This window comes from Pseudomonas sp. SWI7 (genome assembly GCF_006351945.1).
Lineage (GTDB): Bacteria > Pseudomonadota > Gammaproteobacteria > Pseudomonadales > Pseudomonadaceae > Aquipseudomonas > Aquipseudomonas fulva.
The window spans coordinates 3,823,939-3,839,625 of sequence record NZ_CP040930.1; the positions used below are offsets into that span (position 1 = coordinate 3,823,939).

The window sequence follows — 15,687 nt, forward strand, 5'->3', positions numbered from 1 at the left end:
CGCATCAATGGCTAAGGTATTCGCAATCGCGAACCAGAAAGGTGGTGTGGGCAAGACCACCACCTGTATCAATCTCGCTGCCTCGCTGGTGGCGACCAAGCGCCGTGTGCTGCTGATCGACCTCGATCCGCAGGGCAATGCCACCATGGGCAGCGGCGTGGACAAGCACGAGCTCGAGCACTCTGTGTACGACCTGCTTATCGGAGAGTGTGACCTGGCCCAGGCCATGCACTATTCCGAGCATGGCGGGTTCCAGCTGTTGCCGGCCAACCGGGACCTGACCGCTGCCGAAGTGGTGCTGCTGGAGATGCAGGTCAAGGAAAGCCGCCTGCGCAATGCGCTGGCGCCCATTCGCGACAATTACGATTTCATCCTCATCGACTGCCCGCCTTCACTGTCGATGCTGACGCTCAATGCCCTGGTGGCTTCCGATGGCGTGATCATTCCCATGCAGTGCGAGTACTACGCGCTGGAAGGGCTGAGCGACCTTGTGGACAACATCAAGCGCATTGCCGCCAAGTTGAACCCCGCGCTCAAGATCGAGGGGTTGCTGCGAACCATGTATGATCCGCGGCTGAGCCTGAACAACGATGTATCGGCGCAGCTCAAGGAGCACTTCGGTTCGCAGTTGTACGACACCGTCATTCCTCGAAACATCCGCCTGGCCGAAGCACCCAGCTTCGGTATGCCGGCATTGGCCTACGACAAGCAATCGCGCGGCGCACAGGCCTACCTCGCCCTGGCGGGAGAATTGGTCCGTCGTCAACGCCGCCAGTCCCGCACTGCACAAGCAACTTAAGGAATCCGCATGGCCGTCAAGAAACGGGGTCTCGGACGTGGGTTGGATGCGCTGCTCAGCGGTCCAACCGTGAGCGCGCTCGAAGAGCAGGCTGTAAAGATCGACCTGAAGGAGCTTCAGCACCTGCCCGTCGAGCTGATTCAACGGGGCAAGTACCAGCCGCGTCGCGACATGGACCCGCAGGCGCTCGAAGAACTGGCACACTCGATCCGCAGCCATGGCGTGATGCAACCGATCGTGGTGCGGCCGGTTGGCGATGAGCGCTATGAGATCATCGCCGGTGAGCGGCGCTGGCGCGCGACTCAGCAAGCTGGGCTGGACACCATTCCGGCCATGGTCCGCGAGGTCCCTGACGAAGCGGCCATTGCCATGGCCCTTATCGAGAACATCCAGCGCGAGGACTTGAACCCTCTGGAAGAGGCGCTGGCCTTGCAGCGGTTGCAGCAGGAGTTCGAGCTGACCCAGCAGCAAGTGGCCGATGCGGTAGGCAAGTCACGGGTGACCGTGGCCAACCTGTTGCGGTTGATCACGTTGCCGGAGGCGATCAAGACCATGCTCGCCCATGGAGACCTGGAAATGGGTCACGCACGGGCTTTGCTAGGCCTGGAGGAGAATCGCCAGGAGGAAGGGGCGCGTCATGTTGTCGCACGTGGGCTGACCGTACGTCAGACCGAGGCACTGGTGCGCCAGTGGCTGAGCGACAAGCCTGATCCGGTAGAACCCGGCAAACCTGATCCGGACATTGCACGCCTGGAACAGCGGCTTGCAGAGCGTTTGGGCTCGGCTGTACAGATTCGCCACGGCACTAAAGGCAAGGGCCAACTGGTCATTCGCTACAACTCGCTCGATGAGTTGCAGGGCGTACTCGCACACATTCGCTGAAACAATTCCTGTTGTAGCGCGCAATCGGAAATCACTACGAATAGTTGAATAGGGGTTAATCCACCCCTATACTCTGCGCGCATTTTGTCGGCACAAATTATGCCAAGTCATCGCTGACTGGCGGGCCGATTCACGGGGAGCAGTTGTGATGGAAATCCGCACGCCAAACCGGTTGCCTTTCCATCGCTGGGCGGTTTTTCCGGTATTGCTGACGCAATTCGTCGTGCTGCTGCTGGCAACCTTGGTGTTGTGGCAGTTGGCTGGGACGGTCAGCGGATATTCAGGGCTCTGCGGAGGCCTGATTGCCTGGCTGCCCAATGTTTATTTCGCCTGGAAGGCTTTTCGCTTTAGCGGAGCTCGGGCGGCGCAGGCCATCGTCAAGTCGTTCTACGCTGGCGAGGCAGGCAAGATGATTTTGACGGCAGTGCTCTTCGCACTGACCTTCGCAGGAGTGAAGCCACTGGCGCCGCTGGCAGTATTCGGCGTCTTCGTGTTGACCCTTTTGGTCAGCTGGTTCGCGCCCCTGCTGATGAATAAAAGACTTTCGAGACCTTAGGGCGTTTGAGGCAACCATGGCAGCAGAAACCGCTTCGGGCTATATCCAGCACCACTTGCAGAACCTGACTTACGGTCAACTACCAGACGGCAGCTGGGGCTTCGCCCATTCGGCTGCAGAAGCCAAGGCTATGGGCTTCTGGGCATTCCACGTGGATACCCTGGGTTGGTCCGTCGCACTGGGTCTGATCTTCCTGTTCATCTTCCGCATGGCGGCCAAGAAGGCGACTTCCGGTCAACCGAGCGGCCTGCAGAACTTCGTCGAAGTGCTGGTGGACTTCGTCAACGGCAGCGTGAAGGACTCCTTCCACGGCCGTAGCCCGGTGATCGCGCCGCTGGCGCTGACCATCTTCGTCTGGGTATTCCTGATGAACGCCATCGACCTGGTACCGGTCGACTGGATTCCTCAGCTGGCCATCCTGATCTCGGGTGATCCGCACATTCCGTTCCGCGCCGTGTCGACCACCGACCCGAACGCGACCCTGGCCATGGCTTTCTGCGTGTTTGCGCTGATCATCTTCTACAGCATCAAGGTCAAGGGCCTGGGTGGCTTCATCGGTGAGTTGACCCTGCACCCGTTCGGCAGCAAGAACATCTTCCTGCAGATCCTGCTGATCCCGGTCAACTTCCTGCTGGAATTCGTGACCCTGATCGCCAAGCCGATCTCGCTGGCACTGCGTCTGTTCGGCAACATGTACGCCGGCGAACTGGTGTTCATCCTGATTGCCGTGATGTTCGGCGCCGGCATCCTGTGGCTCAGCGGCCTGGGTATCGTGCTGCAATGGGCGTGGGCTGTGTTCCACATCCTGATCATCACCCTGCAAGCCTTCATCTTCATGATGCTTACCATCGTCTACCTGTCGATGGCTCACGAAGATAACCATTAAGACCGCCTGGCGTGTCTGATAGCCTTCCCCGCTCGTTTGGGGGGAGGGCTTAAAAAGTCCGCAAGGGCATGCTGTACCAAACGATTCGTTTTACCGCTTCAAACTAAAAAACCTAACCAATACGACGTAAAAGTCGGGAGGAAAGATGGAAACTGTAGTTGGTCTGACCGCTATCGCTGTTGCTCTGCTGATCGGCCTGGGTGCTCTGGGTACCGCCATTGGTTTCGGCCTGCTGGGCGGCAAATTCCTGGAAGGCGCTGCTCGTCAGCCTGAGATGGTTCCGATGCTGCAGGTCAAAATGTTCATCGTTGCCGGTCTGCTCGACGCCGTCACCATGATCGGTGTTGGTATCGCTCTGTTCTTCACCTTCGCGAATCCCTTCGTTGGTCAAATCGCCGGCTAATCACTCGTTTCGACGAGTTGATTGGTGTGATGGACAAAGACCGAGCGAGGTGTTGGCGTGAACATTAATGCAACCCTGATTGGCCAATCCGTTGCTTTTCTGATTTTTGTACTCTTCTGCATGAAGTACGTATGGCCTCCGGTCATCACTGCTCTGCAAGAGCGTCAGAAGAAGATTGCAGACGGCTTGGACGCTGCCAACCGCGCAGCTCGCGACCTGGAGCTGGCCCAAGAAAAAGTGGGTCAGCAACTGCGTGAAGCAAAGGCACAGGCAGCTGAAATCATTGAGCAAAGCAAGAAACGCGCTGCTCAGCTTGTAGACGAAGCCCGTGAACAGGCTCGTGTCGAAGCTGACCGTGTGAAGGCTCAGGCTCAGGCCGAGATCGAACAGGAACTGAACAGCGTCAAAGACGCCCTGCGTGCCCAAGTGGGTGCCCTGGCTGTTGGCGGTGCTGAAAAGATCCTTGGCGCCACAATCGATCAAAACGCGCATGCAGAGCTGGTTAACAAACTGGCCGCTGAAATTTAAGCGAGGGCGATCATGGCAGAACTGACCACGTTGGCCCGACCTTACGCTAAGGCTGCCTTTGAGCATGCCCAGGCCCATCAGCAACTGGCCAATTGGTCAGCCATGCTCGGCCTGGCTGCTGCAGTGTCCGAAGACGACACCATGCAGCGCCTGCTCAAGGCCCCGCGACTGACAAGCGCAGAAAAGGCCGCCGCATTCATTGACGTTTGCGGTGACAAGTTCGATGCATCGGCACAGAATTTCATTCATGTTGCCGCGGAAAACGACCGTCTCCTGCTTCTGCCGGAGATTGCCGCTCTGTTCGACCTGTACAAGGCAGAACAAGAGAAATCCGTGGACGTGGAAGTCACCAGTGCTTTTGCGTTGAACCAAGAACAGCAAGACAAACTCGCCAAGGTTCTCAGTGCACGGCTCAGCCGGGAAGTGCGCCTGCACGCGTCGGAGGATGCCAGCCTGATCGGCGGCGTCGTCATCCGCGCCGGCGACCTGGTAATCGATGGCTCTGTTCGCGGCAAAATCGCGAAACTGGCCGAAGCATTGAAATCTTGAGTTTGAAGGGGCAGCAGAGCAATGCAGCAACTCAATCCTTCCGAAATTAGTGAAATCATCAAGGGTCGCATCGAGAAGCTCGATGTCGGCTCCCAAGCCCGTAACGAAGGTACCGTCGTAAGCGTTTCCGACGGTATCGTACGGATCCACGGTCTGGCCGACGCTATGTACGGCGAAATGATCGAGTTCCCGGGCGGCGTATACGGTATGGCACTGAACCTGGAGCAAGACTCCGTAGGTGCGGTGGTACTGGGTGCGTACACCTCCCTCGCCGAGGGCATGAGCGCCAAGTGCACCGGTCGCATCCTGGAAGTTCCGGTTGGTAAGGAACTGCTGGGTCGCGTCGTGGACGCACTGGGTAACCCGATCGACGGCAAAGGTCCGCTGAACAACACCGAGACCGACGCGGTCGAGAAAGTTGCTCCAGGCGTGATCTGGCGTAAGTCGGTAGACCAGCCTGTACAGACTGGCTACAAGTCGGTCGACGCCATGATCCCGGTTGGCCGTGGTCAGCGTGAGCTGATCATTGGTGACCGTCAGATCGGTAAGACTGCCATGGCGGTCGATGCGATCATCAACCAGAAAAACAGCGGTATCTTCTGCGTATACGTGGCCGTTGGCCAGAAGCAGTCGACCATCGCCAACGTCGTGCGCAAGCTCGAAGAAGCCGGTGCCCTGGCCAACACCATCGTTGTTGCCGCCAGCGCCTCGGAATCGGCTGCACTGCAGTTCCTGGCGCCGTACTCCGGCTGCACCATGGGCGAGTACTTCCGTGACCGCGGTGAAGACGCCCTGATCGTCTACGATGACCTGTCCAAGCAGGCTGTTGCGTACCGTCAGATCTCCCTGCTGCTGCGTCGTCCACCAGGACGTGAAGCGTACCCAGGCGACGTGTTCTATCTCCACTCCCGTCTGCTGGAGCGTGCATCGCGCGTTTCGGAAGAATACGTCGAGAAGTTCACCAACGGCGCAGTCACTGGCAAGACCGGTTCCCTGACCGCTCTGCCGATCATCGAAACCCAGGCTGGCGACGTTTCGGCGTTCGTTCCGACCAACGTGATTTCCATCACTGACGGTCAGATCTTCCTGGAATCGGCCATGTTCAACTCGGGCATCCGCCCTGCAGTGAACGCCGGTGTTTCGGTATCGCGTGTAGGTGGTGCCGCTCAGACCAAGATCATCAAGAAGCTGTCCGGGGGTATTCGTACCGCACTGGCTCAGTACCGTGAACTGGCGGCATTCGCCCAGTTCGCGTCCGATCTGGACGAAGCGACCCGCAAGCAGCTGGAGCATGGTCAGCGCGTTACCGAGCTGATGAAGCAGAAGCAGTACGCGCCGATGTCCATCGCGGACATGGCCCTGTCGCTGTACGCCGCTGAGCGTGGCTTCCTGACCGACGTAGAAGTCTCCAAGGTCGGCAGCTTCGAGCAAGCACTGATCGCCTTCTTCCACCGTGATCACGCCGAACTGATGGCGAAGATCAACGTGAAGGGTGACTTCAACGACGAAATCGACGCAGGCATGAAAGCCGGTATCGAGAAGTTCAAGGCCACCCAGACCTGGTAAGCCGCAGCGGGGGCCCAGGCCCCCGCTTGCTAACCTGATAGGTGATACATGGCAGGCGCAAAAGAGATTCGCAGTAAGATTGCGAGCATCAAAAGCACGCAAAAAATTACCAGCGCCATGGAAAAAGTGGCGGTCAGCAAAATGCGCAAGGCACAACAGCGCATGGCTGCTAGCCGTCCTTATGCGGAGCGTATCCGCCAGGTGATCGGTCATCTGGCCAACGCCAACCCGGAATACCGCCACCCGTTCATGATCGAGCGCCCTGTAAAGCGCGCCGGTTATATCGTGGTGAGCAGTGACCGTGGTCTGTGCGGTGGCTTGAATACCAACCTGTTCAAGGCCTTGGTCAAGGACATGAACGAAAACCGCGAACAGGGCGTGGAAATCGACCTGTGCGTGATCGGCAGCAAGGGTGCGACTTTCTTCCGTATCTTTGGCGGCAACGTAGTAGCCGCGATCAGCCACCTGGGCGAAGAGCCATCGATCAATGACTTGATCGGCTCCGTCAAGGTCATGCTGGACGCCTACCTCGATGGTCGTATCGATCGCCTTTCGGTGGTTTCGAACAAGTTCATCAACACCATGACCCAAAAGCCGACGGTCGAGCAATTGGTACCGTTGGTGGCAACCCCGGATCAGGAACTCAAGCATCACTGGGACTACCTGTACGAACCCGACGCAAAAGAGCTGCTGGACGGCTTGATGGTGCGTTACGTGGAGTCGCAGGTGTACCAGGCGGTGGTCGAGAACAATGCTGCTGAACAAGCAGCCCGGATGATCGCCATGAAGAACGCCACAGACAACGCCGGTGACCTGATCAGCGAACTCCAGCTGATCTACAACAAGGCGCGTCAGGCTGCGATCACCCAGGAGATCTCGGAAATCGTCGGCGGCGCTGCCGCGGTTTAACGGTTCAAAAATTCAGAGGATCCAGCTATGAGTAGCGGACGTATCGTTCAAATCATCGGCGCCGTCATCGACGTGGAATTCCCACGTGACGTCGTGCCGAGTGTTTACAACGCGCTGAAAGTACAAGGCGCGGAAACCACCCTGGAAGTTCAGCAGCAGCTGGGCGACGGCGTGGTTCGTACCATTGCGATGGGCTCGACCGAAGGTCTGAAGCGCGGTCTGGACGTCGTCGATACCGGCGCGGCCATCTCCGTTCCTGTCGGCAAGGCTACCCTGGGCCGCATCATGGACGTCCTGGGTAACCCAATCGACGAAGCCGGCCCGATCGGTGAAGAAGAGCGTCGTGGTATCCACCAGAAGGCGCCTTCGTTCGCTGACCAGGCAGGCGGCAACGACCTGCTGGAAACCGGCATCAAGGTTATCGACCTGGTTTGCCCGTTCGCCAAGGGTGGTAAAGTCGGTCTGTTCGGTGGTGCCGGTGTCGGCAAGACCGTGAACATGATGGAGCTGATCCGTAACATCGCCATCGAGCACAGCGGTTATTCCGTGTTCGCCGGTGTGGGTGAGCGTACTCGTGAGGGTAACGACTTCTACCACGAGATGAAGGACTCCAACGTTCTCGACAAAGTAGCGCTGGTCTACGGTCAGATGAACGAGCCACCAGGAAACCGTCTGCGCGTTGCGCTGACTGGCCTGACCATGGCTGAGAAATTCCGTGACGAAGGTAACGACGTTCTGCTGTTCGTCGACAACATCTATCGTTACACCCTGGCCGGTACCGAAGTATCCGCACTGCTGGGCCGTATGCCTTCGGCAGTAGGTTACCAGCCGACCCTGGCCGAAGAGATGGGCGTTCTGCAAGAGCGTATCACTTCGACCAAGGAAGGTTCGATCACCTCCATCCAGGCCGTTTACGTGCCTGCGGATGACTTGACCGACCCGTCGCCAGCGACCACCTTCGCCCACTTGGACGCCACCGTCGTTCTGTCCCGTGACATCGCCTCCCTGGGTATCTACCCAGCGGTCGACCCACTGGACTCGACTTCGCGCCAGCTGGACCCGAACGTGATCGGTACCGAGCACTACGAAACTGCCCGTCAGGTTCAGTATGTTCTGCAGCGCTACAAAGAGCTGAAAGACATCATTGCGATCCTGGGTATGGACGAACTGTCCGAGACCGACAAGCAACTGGTAGCGCGCGCTCGTAAGATCCAGCGCTTCCTGTCGCAGCCGTTCTTCGTGGCCGAGGTCTTCACCGGTTCGCCAGGCAAGTACGTTTCCCTGAAAGACACCATCGCTGGCTTCAGCGGCATCCTCAAAGGTGACTACGACCACCTGCCAGAACAAGCGTTCTACATGGTCGGCAGCATCGACGAAGCGATCGAGAAAGCCAAGAAACTGTAATCCCGGCGCTCCGCAAGGGGCGCTAATCAGGTTGAGGCAAGCAGATGGCTATGACAGTCCATTGCGATATCGTCAGCGCGGAAGGAGAAATCTTCTCCGGTCTGGTCGAGATGGTAGTAGCGCACGGCAACTTGGGCGATCTGGGTATCGCACCAGGTCACGCCCCGCTGATCACCAATCTCAAGCCGGGTCCGATCACGCTGACCAAGCAGGGTGGCACTCAAGAGGTGTACTACATCTCCGGTGGCTTCCTCGAAGTGCAGCCGAACATGGTGAAGGTTCTTGCCGACACCGTGCAACGTGCTGCCGACCTGGACGAAGCTCAGGCTCAGGAAGCCCTCAAGGCTGCCGAGAACGCGCTGAACACCAAAGGCTCGGACTTCGACTACGGCGCTGCTGCCGCACGTCTGGCCGAGGCTGCGGCTCAGCTGCGTACTGTCCAGCAGATGCGCAGAGGCAAGTGATCGGCTACGGCCATCATTTGTGTTGCGATTGAGTAAAAGGGTAGCCTCGGCTACCCTTTTTCTTTTTTCGATTTCCCCCTTTCGGTCAAGCAACTGACCGCCCAGGATTGGTAGCCAGTCATGTCCCTCGATATCGTTATTCTTGCCGCCGGCCAAGGCACCCGCATGCGCTCGTCGCTGCCCAAGGTACTGCACCCGGTAGCCGGCAACTCCATGCTCGGTCATGTTATCCACAGCGCTCGCCAGCTTCAGCCGCAGGGCATCCACGTGGTGATAGGCCATGGGGCAGAGTTGGTTCAGGCGAGACTGGCAGGCGACGACCTCAACTTTGTCATGCAGGACAAGCAACTGGGTACGGGGCATGCCTTGGCGCAAGCTTTGCCAGCACTGTCGGCGGACACCGTGCTGGTGCTGTATGGCGACGTTCCGCTCATCGAGGTACCGACCCTGCAACGTTTGTTGGCCAAAGCCAGCGAGCAGCAACTCGGTTTGCTCACGGTCACGCTCGAAGACCCGACGGGCTATGGCCGCATTGTGCGTGATGCGCATGGGCAAGTAACGGCCATCGTCGAGCATAAAGACGCTAACGAGGCGCAGAAGGCCATTTGTGAGGGCAACACCGGCATTCTGGCGCTTCCTGGCGCTCGCCTGGCGGATTGGATGGGCCGCTTGTCGAACAACAATGCCCAGGGCGAGTACTACCTGACGGATGTGATCGCCATGGCAGTCGCTGATGGTTTGATGGTTGCCACCGAGCAACCCGCCGATCCCATGGAAGTGCAGGGTGCCAATGACCGTCGTCAGCTTGCCGAACTGGAGCGTCACTACCAGTTGCGTGAAGGCCGCCGCCTGATGGCGCAGGGTGTGACCTTGCGTGACCCTTCGCGTTTTGATGTCCGGGGCGAAGTGACGGTCGGCCGGGATGTGCTGATCGACCTCAACGTCGTTCTGGAAGGCAAGGTTGTCATCGAAGACGACGTGCAGATTGGCCCTAATTGCGTGATCAAGGATTGCACGCTGCGCAAAGGTGCCGTGATCAAGGCCAACAGTCACCTTGAGGGTGCCGTCATGGGCGAGGGGAGTGATGCAGGTCCATTTGCACGCTTGCGTCCGGGGACCGTACTCGATGCCAAGGCCCATGTGGGTAACTTCGTCGAGTTGAAGAATGCTCATCTTGGTGAAGGCGCCAAGGCGGGGCACCTGTCGTACTTGGGTGATGCCGATATCGGTGCCCGTACCAATATTGGTGCTGGCACCATCACCTGTAACTACGATGGCGCAAACAAATTCAAGACAGTGATGGGCGAAGACGTCTTCATCGGCTCCAACAGCGCCCTTGTCGCGCCTGTGGAAATCAAGGCCGGGGCCACGACTGCCGCGGGCTCGACGATCACTCAATGCGTGGAAGCAGGTGAGTTGGCGGTAGCACGCTCCCGTCAGCGCAACATCTCGGGGTGGAAGCGTCCAGAGAAGATCAAGAAGCCCTGATTTATCCACAGCTCTATCAAGGCCGGCCTTGTGCATAACAAGCCGGCCTTTTTATTTGTCCGGCATCAGATGGATAGCCAAAGCTGGGCTATGCCTCTGCACAGCGTTTTTATCCACAGCGCTAAGATGGGTTGACGAACCCGAGCATTTAGGTTTTGATTGCGATCATTATCTTTCGAAACGAAACTTAAAGCGCCGATGTCGAAACGAAACACGCCACAACGTCGCCATAACATACTGGCCCTGCTCGCGGAGCAGGGTGAAGTCAGCGTGGACGCGCTGGCGAGGCGGTTTGACACGTCTGAGGTCACTATCCGCAAGGACCTGGCGGCACTTGAAACCAACGGCTTGTTGTTACGCCGGTACGGCGGTGCGGTAACCATGCCGCAGGAATTGCTGGCTGAGCCGGCACAACCCGTATCGGCCTACAAACGCGCCATTGCTCGCGCCGCCGTGAGCCTCATCCGCGAACACGCCCGGATCATCATCGACAGCGGTAGTACCACCGCTGCCATGATCCCTGAACTCGGACGCCAGCCTGGTCTGGTGGTCATGACCAATTCGCTCAATGTTGCCAGGGCCATCAGCGAACTCGAGCACGAGCCGGTGCTGCTGATGACGGGTGGCACCTGGGACCCACATTCCGAGTCCTTTCAGGGCCAAGTGGCCGAACAGGTTCTGCGCTCGTATGACTTCGACCAATTGTTCATTGGGGCCGATGGCATCGACTTGGAACGCGGCACCACCACATTCAACGAGTTGCTGGGTCTGAGCCGAGTCATGGCCGAGGTCGCCCGTGAGGTGATCGTGATGGTCGAGTCGGACAAGGTCGGCCGCAAGATTCCCAACCTCGAACTGCCGTGGGGCAGGGTGCACACCCTGATCTCGGACGAACGCCTGTGCGAACAGGCACGCGAACAAATTAAAGCACGCGGCGTCAATTTGATCTGCGCCGCTATCAGTCAGGAGTAACCAAGCATGTGTGGAATCGTAGGTGCTGTGGCCGAACGCAACATTACCGCCATCCTTATCGAGGGCCTGAAGCGTCTTGAATACCGTGGGTATGACAGCGCAGGCCTGGCGGTGCTGACGCCGGAAGGCGATTTGCAACGCCGTCGCCGTATCGGCAAGGTCAGCGAGCTCGAAGCAGCCGTCGTGCTCGAGCCAATCGCAGGACGGCTCGGCATCGCGCATACCCGCTGGGCCACTCATGGCGCGCCTACTGAAACCAATGCCCACCCTCATTTCTCAGGCCATGACGTGGCCGTGGTGCACAACGGCATCATCGAGAATCACGAGGCGCTGCGCGAGGAACTGAAAGGATTGGGCTATGCCTTCGTGTCGCAGACCGATACCGAAGTGATCGTCCACCTGATCGACCATATCCTCAAGGGCATCCCCGACCTGGCAGACGCCTTGAAGGCTGCGGTCAAGCGCTTGCACGGCGCCTATGGCCTGGCGTTGATCAGCAAAAGCCAGCCGGACCGCCTGGTCGCTGCCCGTAGCGGCAGCCCATTGGTGATTGGCCTGGGGCTCGGTGAGAACTTCCTCGCCTCCGACCAGCTGGCCCTGCGACAGGTCACCGACCGCTTCATGTACCTCGAAGAAGGGGACATCGCCGAGATCCGTCGCGACCACGTCGCCATCTGGGACCATGATGGCCACCCCGTGCAGCGTGAAACCGTGCAGTACCACGAGGGTGCCGAGGCCGCCGACAAGGGCCAGTACCGCCACTTCATGCTTAAGGAAATCCACGAGCAACCACGCGTGGTGCAACGCACACTGGAAGGTCGCTTGGGCAGTGACCATGTGCTGGTCCAGGCATTCGGCCCGCAGGCAGCCGAGTTGTTCGGCAAAGTGCGCAATGTGCAGATCGTGGCCTGTGGTACCAGCTATCATGCTGGCATGGTTGCACGTTACTGGCTGGAAAGCCTGGCAGGGATCCCCTGCCAAGTAGAGGTGGCGAGCGAGTTCCGTTACCGCAAGGTGGTCGTGCAGCCCGATACGCTGTTCGTTTCCATCTCCCAGTCGGGCGAGACCGCCGATACCCTGGCAGCGCTGCGCAACGCCAAGGAGCTGGGCTTCCTTGGCAGCCTGGCGATCTGCAACGTGGGCATCAGCTCGCTGGTGCGTGAATCTGACCTGACGTTGCTGACCCTGGCCGGACCGGAAATCGGCGTCGCCTCGACAAAGGCCTTCACCACCCAGCTGGTGTCGTTGATGCTTCTGACCTTGGCCTTGGGCCAGGTGCGCGGCACCTTGGACAAGGGCGTCGAAGCTGAGCTGGTCGAGGAGCTGCGCCGCTTGCCAACCCGTCTGGGTGAAGCATTGGCCATGGACGCAACCGTCGAGAAAATCGCCGAGCTGTTCGCAGACAAGCATCACACCTTGTTCCTGGGGCGCGGCGCTCAATATCCGGTGGCCATGGAGGGTGCGCTCAAGCTCAAGGAAATCTCCTATATCCACGCCGAAGCCTATCCTGCGGGCGAGCTCAAACATGGCCCACTGGCGCTTGTGGATAACGACATGCCCGTGGTGACCGTTGCGCCGAACAATGAACTGCTGGAGAAGCTCAAGTCCAACCTGCAGGAAGTGCGTGCACGCGGCGGTGAGCTGGTGGTCTTCGCTGACGAGCAAGCCGGCTTGAGCAACGGCGAAGGCACCCATGTGATTCCAGTCCCGCATATCGCGGATGCGCTGGCGCCGATTCTGTACACCATTCCTTTGCAGCTGCTCTCGTACTATGTCGCCGTGCTCAAAGGGACTGATGTTGACCAGCCGCGCAACTTGGCGAAGTCGGTGACGGTGGAGTAAAGGTAGCGTTTCAACAGTGCCGGCATACTGTCCTGCTCCTGAGCAGGGCTAGCCGTGAAACATGGCAGGTGATCATCGGATCAACCCGCAGCTAAGACCCCCGTATCACGGGGGTTTTTTTATCGATGATTTTTATACGGTTGTGCTTCAGGGTTGGATGCGGCTGAACCCTTCACCTAACAACCCCTAAGGCCTATCTCGAATCTGGGTGCGTTGAACATTGGGCGGTTGGAATTGAGGTGATATATCATAACGTTTAAGTAGTTATGATATAACGTGTTAATAGCTCTGCATGATTTTCCCGAGCTTTGCGCACCTGATCCCACCCCTGTCTACTCACCTAGGAGCACCCATGCGAGTCACCCCGGCCTCCCTTGCCATGTTCACGGTAATGGTTACCCCTGAACTGTTCGCCGACCAAACAGGCAGCTCCACGATCACCCTTGGCGCCGTGAACATTACGCAGGACGCCAAGGTGGCCCTGAGCACCGAGAACGTGCTCACGTCGGTCGATGTGCTGGGCGGTGATCAGGTAGAGGACAAGAACGTCATGAACAGCTGGCAACTGCTGGGCCAGATGCCGGGCATTCAGCTCACCGAAACAGGGCAGGGGGCCGAATCGGGCAAGGTTACGTTCCGCGCTTTCAACGGCGAAGGGTACATCAACGGTATCAAGACATTGATCGATGGCATCCCGAGCAACGTCAACAGCGGTAACCAGCGCTTCATCGACATGATCTTTCCCCTGGACATCGACTACATCGAAGTGGTCCGGGGCACGAACGACCCTCGTTACGGGTTGCACAACATTGCGGGCAACATCAATTTCGCCACGCGCCAAGGCGGCAACTATGTCGATAGCCGGCTGACCTATGGCAGCTTCGACACCCGTGAAGTGCAGTTGGCGGTCGGGCACGAGGAGGGGAATTTTGCCCAGAACTACATCCTTGCCAAGCAGGACAGCAATGGCTACCGCGATCACAGCAACTCGAACAAATACGCACTGGGGGGTAAGTGGTTCGTCAGCAACGACGAGCAGAATTTCCGCATTGGGCTGATCGCGCGCTTGTACCATCACCAGGCCCAGGAGTCCGGGTTTCTCACCCGTGACCAGATGCACGCCAGCCGTACACAATCACCGGCCAAGAACGCCAATGACGGTGATGACCGCGACATGAAGCACCTCAGCCTGCACGCGGATTGGCAGCTCAATGATGACTTGAGCCTTAGCAGCAAGCTGTATTACAACGACTACAACGATGATCGCACCGTTACCTTCACGGACTATCGCCCAGGTAATGCGCCCCGTCAGCGTCGGCAATGGGACGAACAGCAGACGGGCATCCTCAATAACCTGACATGGCGCGTTAACGAGCACCTCACCCTCGATGGCGGCGTCAACTACGAAGAGCAGGACAATACCTACCGTCGCCAGCGCTACAGCTTCAGCGTTCCGACCCACTTCGATACCGTACCGGCCCGCGTGCAGAATGACGATCGCTATACCCTGCGCAACACCGGTGCCTATGTTCAGGCCGTTATCCAGCCCATCGAGTCACTGAAGATCATCCCGGCCATGCGGGTGGACCAGTTCACCGGTAGTACGCAGCTCTTGGGTGGCGTCAAAGGCTCGCTGCAAGACTACGGCTGGATCCGACAGCCCAAGCTGAGCGTGATCTATAGCGTTACCCCCGATATCGACGTTTACGCCAATTGGGGGCGTACCTTCCAGATACTCACCGGCTCGACCGAGCCCGCCTACTTGACCCCTGGGCAGCCTTCATACGACCCGTCGATCAACACAGGCAAAGAGGTCGGTATCAAGTTCAGACCGTTCGAGGGCGCCCAAGCGCGAGTGGCGATCTGGCAGCAGGATGCTACCGATGAAGTGGCAAACATGCCCAGCACCGGCACCACGGTCGGGTTGGGTGAAACGCGCCGTCGCGGCGTGGATTTGCAGATCAATGCTCAACTGGATGATCAGTGGACTGTCTATGCCTCCCACGCCATCCAGGAAGCAAAGGTGGTCAAAGCGTTTTCTGCCGCAGGGCAATCACTCTCGGGTAAGGAAGTGTTCTCCACGCCTCGGTACGTGAGCACCGTGGGCGTCGATTATCGTTATAACGATGACTGGAAGTTCGGTCTGCAGGGCAGGGCGCAAGGGAGCTACTACATCGACGAGCTCAATGAGCAAGGCAAATACGGTGGGTTTGTCGTTGCGGACGCCAGCGTCAGCTACCGCATCACGTCCGCTGCCAGCGTCGATGTGCAGGTCAAGAACCTGCTGGACCGCAAATACGAATACGTCTGGTACGACAACTTCTTCTGGGGCGGTGACGACCAGGCGATGTTTTCGCCAGCACCTGGTCGGTCGACATTCGTTTCCCTGAATCTGAAGCTGTAGACCTCGGCTTAAACTTTCGTTTTACAGACAGCTCC

The 15,687-nt window shown here is 58.5% G+C and carries 15 protein-coding genes; all 15 read left to right on the forward strand.

From position 1 onward, the window contains the following. Window positions 1–7 precede the first annotated feature (7 nt). The 15 genes from FH041_RS17425 to FH041_RS17495 all read left to right on the forward strand — a co-directional run bounded on the left by FH041_RS17425 (window position 8) and on the right by FH041_RS17495 (window position 15,652). The gene (locus FH041_RS17425) at window positions 8–799 is read left to right on the forward strand and encodes a ParA family protein (protein WP_023532809.1); all 792 of its coding nucleotides are present in this window, start codon (window positions 8–10) and stop codon (window positions 797–799) included. Between the two features lie 9 nt (window positions 800–808). Beyond that, window positions 809–1,681 (forward strand): ParB/RepB/Spo0J family partition protein, encoded by an 873-nt coding sequence (locus FH041_RS17430; RefSeq protein ID WP_027913312.1) that lies wholly within the window; start codon window positions 809–811, stop codon window positions 1,679–1,681. Between the two features lie 148 nt (window positions 1,682–1,829). Further along, complete coding sequence (locus tag FH041_RS17435; protein ID WP_023532288.1) at window positions 1,830–2,237, forward strand: F0F1 ATP synthase subunit I; 408 nt, start codon at window positions 1,830–1,832, stop codon at window positions 2,235–2,237. Between the two features lie 16 nt (window positions 2,238–2,253). Next, window positions 2,254–3,123, forward strand: coding sequence for a F0F1 ATP synthase subunit A (gene atpB, locus FH041_RS17440; protein ID WP_023532311.1), 870 nt, complete (start codon window positions 2,254–2,256; stop codon window positions 3,121–3,123). Window positions 3,124–3,268: 145 nt separating this feature from the next. Then, window positions 3,269–3,526 carry a F0F1 ATP synthase subunit C gene (atpE, locus tag FH041_RS17445; protein WP_003097235.1) on the forward strand — a complete coding sequence of 86 codons (258 nt, stop codon included), beginning with the start codon at window positions 3,269–3,271 and terminating at the stop codon, window positions 3,524–3,526. Between the two features lie 57 nt (window positions 3,527–3,583). Further along, complete coding sequence (locus tag FH041_RS17450; protein WP_011536505.1) at window positions 3,584–4,054, forward strand: F0F1 ATP synthase subunit B; 471 nt, start codon at window positions 3,584–3,586, stop codon at window positions 4,052–4,054. A gap of 12 nt (window positions 4,055–4,066) precedes the next feature. Further along, window positions 4,067–4,603 carry a F0F1 ATP synthase subunit delta gene (locus FH041_RS17455; RefSeq protein ID WP_023532623.1) on the forward strand — a complete coding sequence of 179 codons (537 nt, stop codon included), beginning with the start codon at window positions 4,067–4,069 and terminating at the stop codon, window positions 4,601–4,603. Window positions 4,604–4,624: 21 nt separating this feature from the next. Further along, window positions 4,625–6,169 carry a F0F1 ATP synthase subunit alpha gene (gene atpA, locus FH041_RS17460; RefSeq protein WP_023532736.1) on the forward strand — a complete coding sequence of 515 codons (1,545 nt, stop codon included), beginning with the start codon at window positions 4,625–4,627 and terminating at the stop codon, window positions 6,167–6,169. Window positions 6,170–6,217: 48 nt separating this feature from the next. Beyond that, window positions 6,218–7,078, forward strand: coding sequence for a F0F1 ATP synthase subunit gamma (gene atpG / locus FH041_RS17465; protein WP_023532742.1), 861 nt, complete (start codon window positions 6,218–6,220; stop codon window positions 7,076–7,078). A gap of 27 nt (window positions 7,079–7,105) precedes the next feature. Beyond that, window positions 7,106–8,482, forward strand: coding sequence for a F0F1 ATP synthase subunit beta (gene atpD / locus FH041_RS17470; RefSeq protein WP_023532615.1), 1,377 nt, complete (start codon window positions 7,106–7,108; stop codon window positions 8,480–8,482). A 44-nt stretch (window positions 8,483–8,526) separates the two neighbouring features. Next, the gene (locus FH041_RS17475) at window positions 8,527–8,946 is read left to right on the forward strand and encodes a F0F1 ATP synthase subunit epsilon (protein ID WP_023532701.1); all 420 of its coding nucleotides are present in this window, start codon (window positions 8,527–8,529) and stop codon (window positions 8,944–8,946) included. Between the two features lie 120 nt (window positions 8,947–9,066). Next, a complete protein-coding gene (glmU, locus tag FH041_RS17480) occupies window positions 9,067–10,434 on the forward strand; it encodes a bifunctional UDP-N-acetylglucosamine diphosphorylase/glucosamine-1-phosphate N-acetyltransferase GlmU (protein ID WP_140174898.1) in 1,368 nt (455 codons plus the stop codon). Window positions 10,435–10,632: 198 nt separating this feature from the next. Beyond that, entirely contained in the window at window positions 10,633–11,406 is a 774-nt protein-coding gene (locus tag FH041_RS17485) for a DeoR/GlpR family DNA-binding transcription regulator (protein ID WP_049695265.1), read from the forward strand. Window positions 11,407–11,412: 6 nt separating this feature from the next. After that, the gene (gene glmS, locus FH041_RS17490) at window positions 11,413–13,248 is read left to right on the forward strand and encodes a glutamine--fructose-6-phosphate transaminase (isomerizing) (protein WP_104926657.1); all 1,836 of its coding nucleotides are present in this window, start codon (window positions 11,413–11,415) and stop codon (window positions 13,246–13,248) included. 352 nt (window positions 13,249–13,600) lie between these two features. Beyond that, entirely contained in the window at window positions 13,601–15,652 is a 2,052-nt protein-coding gene (locus FH041_RS17495; protein ID WP_028686805.1) for a TonB-dependent receptor, read from the forward strand. Window positions 15,653–15,687 lie beyond the last annotated feature (35 nt).

What these genes read in the sequence shown, in the direction of transcription:
- FH041_RS17425 (WP_023532809.1), top strand. Translation starts at nt 8, where the DNA reads ATGGCTAAGGTATTCGCAATCGCGAACCAGAAAGGTGGTGTGGGCAAG.
- FH041_RS17430 (WP_027913312.1), top strand. Translation starts at nt 809, where the DNA reads ATGGCCGTCAAGAAACGGGGTCTCGGACGTGGGTTGGATGCGCTGCTC.
- FH041_RS17435 (WP_023532288.1), top strand. Translation starts at nt 1,830, where the DNA reads ATGGAAATCCGCACGCCAAACCGGTTGCCTTTCCATCGCTGGGCGGTT.
- atpB (WP_023532311.1), top strand. Translation starts at nt 2,254, where the DNA reads ATGGCAGCAGAAACCGCTTCGGGCTATATCCAGCACCACTTGCAGAAC.
- atpE (WP_003097235.1), top strand. Translation starts at nt 3,269, where the DNA reads ATGGAAACTGTAGTTGGTCTGACCGCTATCGCTGTTGCTCTGCTGATC.
- FH041_RS17455 (WP_023532623.1), top strand. Translation starts at nt 4,067, where the DNA reads ATGGCAGAACTGACCACGTTGGCCCGACCTTACGCTAAGGCTGCCTTT.
- atpA (WP_023532736.1), top strand. Translation starts at nt 4,625, where the DNA reads ATGCAGCAACTCAATCCTTCCGAAATTAGTGAAATCATCAAGGGTCGC.
- atpG (WP_023532742.1), top strand. Translation starts at nt 6,218, where the DNA reads ATGGCAGGCGCAAAAGAGATTCGCAGTAAGATTGCGAGCATCAAAAGC.
- atpD (WP_023532615.1), top strand. Translation starts at nt 7,106, where the DNA reads ATGAGTAGCGGACGTATCGTTCAAATCATCGGCGCCGTCATCGACGTG.
- FH041_RS17475 (WP_023532701.1), top strand. Translation starts at nt 8,527, where the DNA reads ATGGCTATGACAGTCCATTGCGATATCGTCAGCGCGGAAGGAGAAATC.
- glmU (WP_140174898.1), top strand. Translation starts at nt 9,067, where the DNA reads ATGTCCCTCGATATCGTTATTCTTGCCGCCGGCCAAGGCACCCGCATG.
- FH041_RS17485 (WP_049695265.1), top strand. Translation starts at nt 10,633, where the DNA reads ATGTCGAAACGAAACACGCCACAACGTCGCCATAACATACTGGCCCTG.
- glmS (WP_104926657.1), top strand. Translation starts at nt 11,413, where the DNA reads ATGTGTGGAATCGTAGGTGCTGTGGCCGAACGCAACATTACCGCCATC.
- FH041_RS17495 (WP_028686805.1), top strand. Translation starts at nt 13,601, where the DNA reads ATGCGAGTCACCCCGGCCTCCCTTGCCATGTTCACGGTAATGGTTACC.